This is a genomic window from Nitrospira moscoviensis, from assembly GCF_001273775.1.
In the GTDB taxonomy this organism is placed as follows: Bacteria; Nitrospirota; Nitrospiria; order Nitrospirales; family Nitrospiraceae; genus Nitrospira_D; species Nitrospira_D moscoviensis.
Genome location: NZ_CP011801.1, coordinates 3881602 through 3892401, shown reverse-complemented (window position 1 = coordinate 3892401; position 10800 = coordinate 3881602). Strand labels below are relative to the sequence as shown.

The window sequence follows — 10800 nt, the reverse complement described above, 5'->3', positions numbered from 1 at the left end:
GCTGAGCCCATTCAGTCCAGTCTCACGCTGTCTTCGATCACGTCCACCGGCACTTCGTAAAAAGACTTGAGAGTCTGTGTGGCATTGGGCTTAAACGGTTTCATGCCCTGGCTCTGATAGGTAGGGAGCGTGTCGGCGGTGACCTTGAAGTACAGCTGACCCTTGTGGATGATCCCAAAAAACACCTTGCCTTGGTAGAGTCCGTAGCCGCCGAACATCGCCCGGCAGGTGAGTCCGGAAAGATCGGCGAGCTGGTCGAGCACGAAGTCTTTGAAGCCGCTCTCGCGCTTCGTCATGCGCGTCTTTAGACTGGTTTGCGAGCGGAGACCATGCGGACGGCAAGGGGAAACGTGAGGCGGTCGCCGCGCGTGAATTGTGAGGCGGCCTGGAGGATGAGCCGTTTCACCTCCTGCTTCTGCGCCTCCGACAGCTTCGCCATGAGATTGTGCACCGGCGCGGCAATCTCCATCAGACTCGCATAGTACTGCTCCGCCGAAGCATAGGACCATTCACCGAGGAATTCTTGGTCCGCCGCATCGATCAAGCCGGCCTGTTGGAACAGGCCGGCGAGCTCGCCCGGATTGGCGAGGCGAAAAATCCCGGGCGCGGTCGGGTCCGGCGGCGGGAGCTCGATGAGTTGCTTGATCGCCGCCATGGCGAGCCCCATCGAGGGGTTCTTTTCGGCCGCCGACCAGACCGCGGCGGCCACCCAGCCGCCCGGCTTGAGCACGCGCGCGATCTCGCCGGCGGTCTTGGGGATCTCGGGCAAGAACATGAGGCAGAAGCGGCTCGTCACCGCGTCGAACGAGGCTGCGCCGAACGGCAACGTCGTCGCGTCGCCGGTGCGGAAACTCACGTTTGTGAGCCCAAGCCGCTTGGCTTTGCGCTCTGCGACCGCGAGCATCTGCTCGGCCAGATCCACGCCGACCACGCGGCCGGCCGGTCCGACGACCTGCGCGTCCAAGAGCGCCGGATAGCCGGTGCCCGAGCCCAGATCGAGGACGTGCAGGCCCTCTCTCAGCCGGGCATCGCCGGCCAGCCGATGGTTCAGGAACGCCATCTGTCGGTCGAAGAACTCGTCCCACTTCTCCCACCCGCCGGCCACACGGTTCCAATCCTGGCGTTGCGCCTCGATGACTTGCTGCGGAGTCTGTGGCTGAGCCATGGGGTATCTCTCTCTACTGACCAATGACCGATGACCGGTGACTTCGTTCCCTCATTTCAGCATCTGCAAGGTCTCGCGCAACTCTTTGACTTCGGACGCGAACAGGTCGAGGTGCTGATCCCGCTGCGGCTGGTCGTCCTTGAACTTCCACACTCGCTTGAAGATCGCCCACAGTTCCTTATTGTGCGTCACGGCCAGGGCATGAGCCGGTTTCTCCCGCGTCTCCTTTTCGACGCAGCACAGGTTGTCGTCGAACGCGTGGAATTGATTGTGGAGGTCGTTGAGCGGCTGATCGTAGCCCTTGCCGCCTTTCGCCGCTTTGGCGCTGGCTTCCATCATGCTCGTGAGATTGATCAACGTCTCGACGTGGCTCGCCCCTTTCGCTTTCGCTGCGAACTCCTTCGCATGCGGATAGAAGAGATAGCTGCAGCCGCCGAGACCGACCAGCAGCAACCCGATGGTCCCCACCACAATCTGTCGTCGCATCGCTTCCTCCTTGGTTGAGAATGGCTCCTTGGACAGAGCCTCTCCAGAGGCTTCCATCATGCGTCGTTCGGCCTCCCCTGATCAAGCCTCGACGGCTGAGAGCAGGCCGGTTCGCGTACGGATGGATCCATTTGTGGACAGGCCTGTATCAAGATGGATTCGCTCCCTGCCGTCTCCTTAAGACTTAGTGGCTAGGAACGCTCAATGTACGCTGGTGTCTGCGTGGGGTGGGAAGCGGCATAACGTGTGCAGAGCTGGGCGATCGTCCAGATCCTCACTTCTTACGTCCCAATCGCTAACGTTCAGGAGGTTGCCATGCCGACAGCCAAACCCTCATCGCCGGTGCCCTTGGCTCAGCGTCGCTTCGATGCCCGGCCGGATACGGTCGATTTTCGCGACCGGATGTACGAAGCCACATTGGTGGAAGTTCCGCCTCGAATCGACCTCGCCGCGTACAAGAAGAAACGCGTGCCGATTCTCGACCAAGGCCGGGAGGGAGCCTGTACCGGCTTCGGCCTGGCGACGGTAGCCAATTACCTCCTGCGTGGTCGCACAGTGCAGCCGGACAAGACGCCGGTCAGCCCGCGCATGCTGTACGAAATGGCGAAGCGCTACGACGAGTGGCCCGGCGAGAAGTACGAGGGATCGAGCGCGCGCGGCGCGATGAAAGGCTGGTACAAGCACGGCGTCTGTGCGTCGGCGGTCTGGCCATACGATCCGAAAAAGCCCGATCCGCACATGACGCAAACGCGGGCCGCCGACGCGCTGAACCGGCCGCTGGGCGCCTATTATCGAGTGAATCATAAAGACTTGGTGGCGATGCATGCGGCGCTGGCGGAAGTGGGGATTCTGTATGCGACCGCCACCGTCCACCAGGGCTGGGATCAGGTCGACACGCGGACCGGCGTGATTCCGCTCGCTGAGGGGATTCAAGGCGGCCATGCCTTCGCCATCGTCGCGTACGACCACCGCGGATTGTGGATTCAGAATTCGTGGGGGACGGCGTGGGGACTGAACGGCTTTGCGCTCATCACCTATGACGATTGGCTGGCGAACGGAAGCGATGTGTGGGTGGCGCGGCTGGCGGTGCCGGTCTTGATGCAGCAAACAGCCACCGTCGTGGCCGTCGGGACGATGGTGAGCGCCCCGTCGCTGGCGTCTACGTATGCCGATCTCCGCCCGCATGTCATCAGCATCGGCAACGACGGCCGCTTGCGGCCGACCGATACGTTCGGCACGACCGAGCACGACGTGGTCGAGATCTTCGAGCGGACGCTTCCCCGAACCATCAAATCGTGGAAGAGGAAACGCCTTCTCCTCTACGCCCATGGCGGCCTGGTGGCCGAGGATGTCGCCTTGCAGCGGGTGGCTGAATATCGGGAAGCGTTGCTCAAGGCCGAAATCTATCCCCTCGCGTTCGTCTGGAAGACGGATTACTGGACGACGGTCAAGAACATCCTGACCGACGCGGTGCGGCAGCGGAGGCCCGAAGGCCTGTGGGACACCGCCAAAGACTTCATGCTGGACCGGGTGGATGACGTGCTGGAGCCGCTCGCCCGAATGCTCAGCGGCAAAGCGGTCTGGGATGAGATGAAGGAGAACGCCCTGCTCTCCACCAAGGATCCGGACGGCGGCGCCCGCTTCGTGCTGGAGCAGTTGGCCGCCTTGATGAGACGAGACACGAGCATCGAACTGCACGTGCTCGGACACAGCGCCGGGTCGATTTTCCTCGCGCCGATCGTACAGGCGCTCACCTCCAAAGGCGCCATACCGAACGGTCCGATGAAAGGCGAGAAAGGCCACAATCAGACGATCGCCACCTGTACACTCTGGGCGCCGGCCTGCACCGTCGATCTCTTCAAGCAGGCGTATCTGCCGGCGATTACGAGCAGCGCCATCGGGCGATTGACCTTGTTCACGCTCACCGATCAGGCCGAGCGGGACGATCACTGCGCGAACATCTATCACAAGTCGCTGCTGTACCTGGTCTCGAATGCCTTCGAAGCTATCCCCCGCATTCCGGTGATCCGGAAAGACGGCACGCCGATTCTCGGGATGGAAAGGTTCGTGACGGACGACGCGGCCCTCCGCACCCTCTTCGCCGTCGGGAAGGCCGATTGGATCAAAGCGCCGAACGGCGACGCCATCGGCACGAAGACAGCGTCCCGTTCCCAGAGCCACGGCGATTTTGACGACGACGGGCCGACGCTCCAGGCCACCTTGGCAAGAATTCTCAACGAAGGGAAGGTCACTCAAAGATTTCCCATCAAACGGTCGGCGCACTCGTTACGGGACGTACGGCGCACCCTCGCACTGAAATCGGAGGGAGACAGGCGAGTCGGCGCGTGAGCGCCCTGGAGCCTAAGCGGCGGAAGGTAGCGGTCGGAGATCTTACTGTTCTCCGGCGCTCCGCTGGTTCATGAACAAGGGCGGGGCGGCGGGGTGCCGCCCCGGAGCCTTGAGGCATGTTCAATGAATCGCCATCGTCCCGATTCGGATCTCCCCCGGGACGATTTGCTTGCCGCCCGGCAGTGCCGAATCCATCCTGACGTTATACGTCACGTGCCCTGCCTTCGAAAAACACAGGCTGGCTGTTTCATTCGACTCCAGCGTGAAGGACTCTTGCTTCATCCCGATCCAGTTGGAAAATCCTCGCAGGCACGACACATCGTCGACGGCTCCGTCGAGGAAATCGATCCGGGCCGGCATCGTCCGGTGATTTACCCATCGCACTTCGTCTCCCACTTGGACCGTCAGCACGGACGGCGTGAGCCCCTCTTCGATCTTGATATCGTGAACCACGCCCGTCCGTGTGGTCATCGGCGTACCGGCGCATCCGACCATCATCAGCAATGCGGCTAAGACGACACCTGTTCTGATTGTCATCGCAAACTCCTTTCTGTTGTTAGGGAGATTCCGCATAGTGATTCTGCTCACAAGAGACCGGTCACGGCCTGCTTGGCTTCATCGGCGATGACCCCGGCATGGTCGTGAAGGCGTTCTGCCAAGCGGTGCAGGCGCCGGCGGGTGCGAGCTCCGGACTCCGGCGCCAGCAGCAGGCCCGCTCCGATCCCGACCAGGAGCCCCGTCATGAGGGCCGTTCCACTCAACATCGCGGTTTGTGCATTGTGATTCATCATGGGCCTCCTTTCCATTTAATGTAGAACATATAGCCATGACTGAACAATAAACCAATTATGACCATATAGTCAATAACTGCCGTATTCGGTCGGATGGCGACGGGGCCGGAGCCCTCGTGATCGGGCAACGGGAAGATCCGCCGTTGAGAAAACGGCTGGCAGGGCGACGCAGGCGGCGCGGCTGATCGAACCGCGTGACGAGGGCGGTCTATAATGAACCATGCAGCTCGCCCGCTTGGTCGAAGTCGTGGGCCGCGTCCGGGCCACGGCGAAAAAGTCCGAAAAAGTCTCGCTCCTCGCCGAGGTCCTGCGCGAAGCGCGCGGCCGCGGGATGGAGCTGGCCGCGCTGTATCTCACCGGCTCCCTGTCGCAAGGCAGAATCGGGATCGGCTGGAGCATGATCCAGAAGGCGTTGACCGGCGCGCCCGCGATCGGTGAGCCCTTGGCGCTGGCTGATGTGGATGGCGCGCTCGAAAGGTTGGCGGAAGAGCAGGGCGCCGGGTCTACGGAACGTCGCGTGGAGGCATTGCGCCGGCTGTTCGGCCGCGCCACACCGGAGGAGCGGCGCTTTCTGTCCCAGCTGCTCGTCGGCGAAATCAGACAAGGCGCGCTCGAAGGCGTGCTGTTGGATGCCATCGCCAAGGCGGCTCATCTCCCGCCGGCCGACGTCCGCCAGGCCTCGATGTTCGCGCCGGACATCGGCGCGTTGGCGCGTGTCGCCTTGGAGGAGGGATCGCCCGGGCTCCGCCGCTTCTCGCTGACACTCTTCAAACCTGTCGCCCCGATGTTGGCCAGCAGCGCCGAGGATGTGGACGAGGCGCTCGGTCGGCTGGACGGCGCGGCGTGGGAATACAAGTTGGACGGCGCCCGCATTCAAGTCCACAAAGGGGGCGATGAGGTCCGCGTCTTCACGCGGCAGTTGCAGGATGTGACTGACCGGTTGCCGGAGATCGTGGACTGGGCGAGGACGCTGCCGGCGCGCGAGGCGGTGCTGGACGGCGAAGCGTTGGGGCTGCGCCCCGACGGCCGGCCGCAACCTTTCCAGATCACCATGCGCCGGCTCGGCCGGCAGAAAGACGTGGCGGCGCTCCAACTCGAGATTCCGCTGTCGCCCTTCCTGTTCGACGCGCTGGCCCTCGACGGGGCGTCCCTCTTGAGCGAGCCGTACCGGGAGCGGACCCGGGCGCTCCGTGACCTCGCGCCTTCGGTCATGGTGCCCCGCGTCGAGACGAGGGATGCCAACGAAGTGCGGCGCTTCTTTCACGCGGCGCTGGACGCGGGGCACGAGGGGGTCATGGCCAAATCGCTGACCGCTCCCTATAGCGCGGGCCAGCGGGGCTTCCATTGGCTGAAGCTCAAGGAAGCCGTCACGCTGGATCTCGTCATCCTCGCGGCCGAATGGGGCAACGGCCGCCGCGAAGGCTGGCTCTCGAATCTTCACCTCGGCGCTCGCGATCCCGAGAGCGGCCGATTCGTGATGCTCGGCAAGACGTTCAAAGGGCTGACCGACGAGATGCTGCGCTGGCAGACCGCGAAGCTCCTGGCCCTCGAAACCCACCGGGACGCCTATACCGTCTTCGTGCGGCCCGAATTGGTCGCCGAAATCGCCTTCAGCGATATCCAGGAATCGCCGCGCTACCCGGCCGGTTTGGCGCTCCGCTTCGCGCGGGTGAAGCGCTACCGTCCCGACAAGCCGGTCGATCAAGCCGACACGATTCAGACGGTGGCCGCTTTGTTCCAGGCACAACGAACGTAGCGAGCCGCTTCGAGAACAGGGGTTGGGCGGGCGGGGCCAATGCGAACCGCGGTCAGTCGGGCGGCAGTGTGTCGGCATCCACTTCGGCAAGCCGATGCCGGTGATCGCCCGCATACTGAATTTTGAAGAGCCGCCGGCCGATATGCAGGGTGCCGGCGACGGCCTGTCCCTTAATCACCAGCGTGAGCTCGCTGTCCGGCACGTCGGGCAACGTGGCGGTGACGACCGTCGAATCGAGCGGACCGGCCGTCCGGCTGCGGATCGCCAGCGTTCGGGACGTCCCGTCCATCAGCGTGATTTCCAGAGCCGGCTCCACCGGGCGGGTCAGGTCGCGTAGCGCCTCCAGCGCCTGCTGATTGAAGCGGATCGTCTGTTCCCGGAGCAGCCACGGCTGCCGCCCTTTGGCGTCAGGCTCCGCCGGCGAACCGGTCGGCGACCAGAGCGGGACCGCGAACGCGCAGGATATCGCGCCGAGCAGCAGGGCCGGCGCGAGCCCCGCCGCCGCTCTTAGGAAGGGTCGAGACCGATCGGGAGGCACAACGAACCTCTTGTTATCGCACACCGGTGATGCGCAGGTTGGCGGGAGCCGCGGGAGGAGTCAGGTCTCCGGCCGCGCGAAAATTGGCGATCGTGGACAGCGCATTGGTGAAACCCCGCGCATTGTCGGCGGACTTTGCGGGATCCGCAGTGTGATCGATGCCCGTGACCCAGGCCCCTTGGTAGCGGACGTTGGGATTCGAGAAATGATTGATGCGCGAGCACGAGGGCGAGCAGGTGGTGGCCATGATTGTCCGGTGTACTCCCGGTTCCTTGTGTCCGAACGAATAGGGATACGCGCCGGCGCCGCCTTCGGCGCGGTCGTGCTGCGACCCCATATTATGGCCCAGCTCATGGGCGAGGGTGTAGTTCGAAATGCAGCTGTCTTGCGTCACGCTGAAGGCCCAATTGGCGAAGCTTTGGCTGACGGTCGTCATGACATAGGCCACGCCGCAAGCTCCGCCGAGATCGTCTTCAATGAGGGCCACGAGGTCCGCCCTATACTGGTTGCGCCACGCATGGACGTCGTCCATGAAGCCGTCGTTCATAATGCGCAGCCGGCTGAGGTCGGTGCTGTAGCTGCCCGATTCACTGTACGCGACTTCGGCCGTATGGACCAACCGGAACTGAGTGTTGATCTGACTGTTCGTCAAGGCCGTATTGGCCAGCGACAGGCCGAGCGCGATGAGCGCTTCGATGCCGCTCTGCCCGCCGTTCGCGTTCTTGGCGGCGGGCGTATAGACGACCATGACGTCGATGATCGAGCCGGAGTCTCCGGCAGCCGGCGCCGTGCCGGCGTCGTCGGGAGCCCCGGGCTCGTCCCGGCTCACGGGAATCGGATGGTGATCATCGGGGAGTTGGTCCGCATCTATCTCCACGAGCACATGCCCGCCGCCGGCGCTCGGCCGGATGTCGTAGATCGTACGACCGATCCGCACGGACCCCACCAAGACGGAGTCCTTCACCGCCAGCATGACGTCGCTGTCTTGGATCTCTTTCAGCACGCCGGCCCACACGCGACTGCTCCGGAGCCGCCCCTGTTGTTCACGCATCGCCACCTCGGCGGTGTGGGTGCCGGCCGTGATGAGGTCCATGGTGAGCTCGGCGTGCTTGGGCGCTCCGGGGCGGCTCAGCCGGCGCAGCGCGTCCGGAGTGATCGTCACTCCTCGTTGGGCCCGAATCCAAGGACGTGGCGGACGCTGCGGCGGAACGGCTTGAGCGGAGTGGGAGGAATCAGCGGCCGGAGCCGAGGCGAACAATGGAACGGGCGGCTCCGGTGCAGAAGCACCCGCGGCCTGTGTCGGCCGCGGCATGAGCAGCGAGGCGAGGCACAAGATGCCGACCGCCATGTGGGTAATTCTTGGGGGCCTCTCCATACTGACAACTCCCGATCGTTGAGGGTACAAGGGCAAGTCACATGCCATCTGGAACGACGAGCGCGGTTGCAAAATGATTGGTATTACGGAGGAAGCCCGTAGGAAACATTGCGGCGACGGGGCAGGATTCGTCCACGCCGGCTGGGCCAGCCTGCACCTGGATGGTTGGAGCGGCTTCCACCCCGGTGGAGAGGGCGGGAGCGAGTGTGTCTCACGAAATTGGCCCTAGCCTTCCCCCTATCCGCCACGCTATCGTAAGTCTCTGTCCAAAAGGAGGGGTTATGGCCGACAAGAAAACGATCGCCGTCGTGGGAGCCACCGGAGCACAGGGCGGGGGGTTGGTGCGGGCGCTCATTCACGGATCGCACAGCGGGTTTGCCGCCCGCGCGCTGACACGCCACCCGCAATCCGACAAGGGCAAGGCGTTGGCAGCGCAAGGCGTCGAGGTCGTGGCGGCCGATCTGGACGATGGGGCCTCGCTCGCGCGGGCGTTCACCGGCTGCTACGGCGTCTTCTGCCTGACCAATTTCTGGGAGCATTTTTCGCCCGAGAAAGAGCTCGCGCAGGCCGGCAACATGGCGCAAGCCGCCAAGGCGGCCGGCGTGCAGCACGTCGTCTGGTCGACGCTCGAGGATACGCGCCGCTGGGTGCCGTTGAGCGATCCGCGCATGCCGACGCTGATGGGAAAGTACAAGGTCCCGCATTTCGACGCAAAAGGCGAGGCCGACGTCTTGTTTGCCAAAGCGGGCGTGCCAACCACCTTGCTGCTCACCTCGTTTTATTGGGACAATTTGATTCACTTCGGCATGGGACCGAAGAAGGGCCCCGACGGGCACTTGGTCTTTGCGCTTCCTATGGGAGACAAAAAGCTGCCCGGCATCGCGGCCGAGGACATCGGCAAGTGTTGTCTCGGCCTCTTCCTGCGCGGGCGGGACTTCATCGGCAAGACCGTCGGCATCGTGGGCGAACATCTCACCGGAGCCGAAATGGCGGCGGCGATGACGGCCGCGTTCGGCAAACCTGTCCGCTACCAGGCCATGTCCTTCGACGCCTACCGCCGGCTTGGATTTCCCGGCGCCGACGATCTGGGCAACATGTTTCAATTCAAGCATGACTTCAATGAGGCGTTTTGCGGCGTGCGCGATCTGGCCCTGTCCCGCTCGCTGAATCCTGCCCTGCAGACCTTCGCGCAGTGGCTGGCTGCGAACCGGGCGCGCATTCCGCTCGAGTAGCCGCCTCGCTCCGACATGGGACGCCGGTTCGGCATGACGAGGACGCGGAAGAGGCGCTGCGCCTGGGCCGGGCGCCAGCCGCACATGACCCGGTATCACGACGATGAATGGGGCCGGCCGGTCCATGACGACCGGACCCATTTCGAAATGCTGCTGTTGGAAGGGGCGCAGGCCGGGTTGACGTGGGAGACGATCTTGCGCCGCCGCGAGGGGTACCGGCGCGCCTTTGCCTCGTTCGACCCGGTCAAAGTGGCGCGCTTCGACGCGGATAAGAAGGCGTCGCTCTTGCGGGACGCCGGCATCATCCGCAATCGGCTCAAGATCGACGCGGCGGTCGCCAACGCGCGGGCGTTCCTCGCGGTGCAGCGGGAGTTCGGGTCGTTCGATGCGTATGTCTGGCGGTTCGTCGGCGGCCGGCCCAAGGTCAATCGCTGGAAGGCCATGAGCGAGGTGCCCGCCGCGACGGCCGAGAGTGAGGCGCTGTCGAACGATCTGAAGAAACGCGGCTTCCGATTCGTGGGCCGTACCATCGTGTACGCCTACATGCAGGCCGTCGGTCTCGTCAACGATCATACGCTCGATTGCTTTCTCCGCCGCCCGGCGTCGAGCCGATCGGGGCGTCAGCACGGGATATTGACGGCCGGGTCGCAAAAGAGCGGTCCGATGGCCGGCGGCCGCATGTAATCGTCCGTCGGATCCTGTGCGCCCATCGGGGCTTTCAGCGGAGGGCCGCCCGGCATCCCGGGCAGACCGCGTCCGGCTCCGCCGAAGGGACGGGGTGGCCCGAAGGGCGCCACCGCGCCCGTGCTGGGGGCCAGCTGGTTGGTGGTCAGCGGAGTCAGCACATTGGCCGGCAGCGCGCTGGTAGGGGCGGAGAAAAATTGGATCTGCGGGACCACCACCGGTGCTTGGCTCGGCGGTTGGAGCGGTGGTTGTGGCTGGAACGTGCCCGGCACCGACTGCGCCGGGCTGACTTGCGGGAGCGACAGGGCCAGGGCGATCGCCAAGGCGGCGAAGAGTATCAAACCGCGGCGGCCGGCTCCGGTAGTCATCTCAGGTCGCCTCCACGGTTGAGAAGCGAGACGGCACAGCGTCGGCATGGTTATCC

General features: G+C 64.2%; 12 protein-coding genes. 4 read left to right on the top strand and 8 right to left on the bottom strand.

The window, feature by feature from the left end; all coding sequences use genetic code 11:
• Positions 1 to 11 precede the first annotated feature (11 nt).
• Genes NITMOv2_RS24100 through NITMOv2_RS18925 form a run of 3 tightly spaced genes read right to left on the bottom strand, consistent with a single transcriptional unit; the run spans position 12 to position 1651 of the window.
• The gene (locus tag NITMOv2_RS24100) at positions 12 to 296 is read right to left on the bottom strand and encodes a TfoX/Sxy family protein (protein WP_053381352.1); all 285 of its coding nucleotides are present in this window, start codon (positions 294 to 296) and stop codon (positions 12 to 14) included.
• An 8-nt stretch (positions 297 to 304) separates the two neighbouring features.
• Positions 305 to 1165 carry a class I SAM-dependent methyltransferase gene (locus NITMOv2_RS18930; protein WP_053381351.1) on the bottom strand — a complete coding sequence of 287 codons (861 nt, stop codon included), beginning with the start codon at positions 1163 to 1165 and terminating at the stop codon, positions 305 to 307.
• 51 nt (positions 1166 to 1216) lie between these two features.
• Entirely contained in the window at positions 1217 to 1651 is a 435-nt protein-coding gene (locus NITMOv2_RS18925; RefSeq protein ID WP_053381350.1) for a hypothetical protein, read from the bottom strand.
• A gap of 315 nt (positions 1652 to 1966) precedes the next feature.
• Between NITMOv2_RS18925 and NITMOv2_RS18920 the strand changes: the two genes are divergently transcribed.
• A complete protein-coding gene (locus NITMOv2_RS18920; RefSeq protein ID WP_053381349.1) occupies positions 1967 to 4000 on the top strand; it encodes a C1 family peptidase in 2034 nt (677 codons plus the stop codon).
• Between the two features lie 120 nt (positions 4001 to 4120).
• On the opposite strand, the gene NITMOv2_RS18915 is transcribed toward NITMOv2_RS18920, so the two are convergent.
• Positions 4121 to 4537: a cupredoxin domain-containing protein gene (locus NITMOv2_RS18915; RefSeq protein ID WP_053381348.1), complete on the bottom strand. Its 417-nt coding sequence runs from the start codon at positions 4535 to 4537 to the stop codon at positions 4121 to 4123.
• A 47-nt stretch (positions 4538 to 4584) separates the two neighbouring features.
• Entirely contained in the window at positions 4585 to 4791 is a 207-nt protein-coding gene (locus NITMOv2_RS18910) for a YtxH domain-containing protein (protein ID WP_053381347.1), read from the bottom strand.
• A 220-nt stretch (positions 4792 to 5011) separates the two neighbouring features.
• Between NITMOv2_RS18910 and NITMOv2_RS18905 the strand changes: the two genes are divergently transcribed.
• Positions 5012 to 6547 carry an ATP-dependent DNA ligase gene (locus tag NITMOv2_RS18905; protein ID WP_053381346.1) on the top strand — a complete coding sequence of 512 codons (1536 nt, stop codon included), beginning with the start codon at positions 5012 to 5014 and terminating at the stop codon, positions 6545 to 6547.
• A gap of 52 nt (positions 6548 to 6599) precedes the next feature.
• On the opposite strand, the gene NITMOv2_RS18900 is transcribed toward NITMOv2_RS18905, so the two are convergent.
• Both NITMOv2_RS18900 and NITMOv2_RS18895 read right to left on the bottom strand, forming a co-directional pair.
• Entirely contained in the window at positions 6600 to 7085 is a 486-nt protein-coding gene (locus NITMOv2_RS18900) for a hypothetical protein (RefSeq protein ID WP_053381345.1), read from the bottom strand.
• Between the two features lie 13 nt (positions 7086 to 7098).
• Positions 7099 to 8433 (bottom strand): M12 family metallo-peptidase, encoded by a 1335-nt coding sequence (locus NITMOv2_RS18895; RefSeq protein WP_187299271.1) that lies wholly within the window; start codon positions 8431 to 8433, stop codon positions 7099 to 7101.
• 308 nt (positions 8434 to 8741) lie between these two features.
• Here NITMOv2_RS18895 and NITMOv2_RS18890 point away from each other — a divergent pair, with 308 nt between their 5' ends.
• Together NITMOv2_RS18890 and NITMOv2_RS18885 are read left to right on the top strand one after the other, a co-directional pair.
• Positions 8742 to 9692 (top strand): NmrA/HSCARG family protein, encoded by a 951-nt coding sequence (locus tag NITMOv2_RS18890; RefSeq protein WP_053381343.1) that lies wholly within the window; start codon positions 8742 to 8744, stop codon positions 9690 to 9692.
• A gap of 33 nt (positions 9693 to 9725) precedes the next feature.
• The gene (locus NITMOv2_RS18885) at positions 9726 to 10376 is read left to right on the top strand and encodes a DNA-3-methyladenine glycosylase I (RefSeq protein WP_083448396.1); all 651 of its coding nucleotides are present in this window, start codon (positions 9726 to 9728) and stop codon (positions 10374 to 10376) included.
• Here the strand turns inward: NITMOv2_RS18885 and NITMOv2_RS18880 are convergent.
• Positions 10313 to 10744, bottom strand: coding sequence for a hypothetical protein (locus NITMOv2_RS18880; protein ID WP_053381342.1), 432 nt, complete (start codon positions 10742 to 10744; stop codon positions 10313 to 10315). The two genes, NITMOv2_RS18885 and NITMOv2_RS18880, sit on opposite strands and share 64 nt — an antisense overlap.
• Positions 10745 to 10800 lie beyond the last annotated feature (56 nt).

What these genes read in the sequence shown, in the direction of transcription:
- NITMOv2_RS18885 (WP_083448396.1), top strand. Translation starts at nt 9,726, where the DNA reads ATGACGAGGACGCGGAAGAGGCGCTGCGCCTGGGCCGGGCGCCAGCCG.
- NITMOv2_RS18880 (WP_053381342.1), bottom strand. Translation starts at nt 10,744, where the DNA reads ATGACTACCGGAGCCGGCCGCCGCGGTTTGATACTCTTCGCCGCCTTG.
- NITMOv2_RS18905 (WP_053381346.1), top strand. Translation starts at nt 5,012, where the DNA reads ATGCAGCTCGCCCGCTTGGTCGAAGTCGTGGGCCGCGTCCGGGCCACG.
- NITMOv2_RS18915 (WP_053381348.1), bottom strand. Translation starts at nt 4,537, where the DNA reads ATGACAATCAGAACAGGTGTCGTCTTAGCCGCATTGCTGATGATGGTC.
- NITMOv2_RS24100 (WP_053381352.1), bottom strand. Translation starts at nt 296, where the DNA reads ATGACGAAGCGCGAGAGCGGCTTCAAAGACTTCGTGCTCGACCAGCTC.
- NITMOv2_RS18895 (WP_187299271.1), bottom strand. Translation starts at nt 8,433, where the DNA reads ATGGCGGTCGGCATCTTGTGCCTCGCCTCGCTGCTCATGCCGCGGCCG.
- NITMOv2_RS18930 (WP_053381351.1), bottom strand. Translation starts at nt 1,165, where the DNA reads ATGGCTCAGCCACAGACTCCGCAGCAAGTCATCGAGGCGCAACGCCAG.
- NITMOv2_RS18890 (WP_053381343.1), top strand. Translation starts at nt 8,742, where the DNA reads ATGGCCGACAAGAAAACGATCGCCGTCGTGGGAGCCACCGGAGCACAG.
- NITMOv2_RS18920 (WP_053381349.1), top strand. Translation starts at nt 1,967, where the DNA reads ATGCCGACAGCCAAACCCTCATCGCCGGTGCCCTTGGCTCAGCGTCGC.
- NITMOv2_RS18925 (WP_053381350.1), bottom strand. Translation starts at nt 1,651, where the DNA reads ATGCGACGACAGATTGTGGTGGGGACCATCGGGTTGCTGCTGGTCGGT.
- NITMOv2_RS18910 (WP_053381347.1), bottom strand. Translation starts at nt 4,791, where the DNA reads ATGATGAATCACAATGCACAAACCGCGATGTTGAGTGGAACGGCCCTC.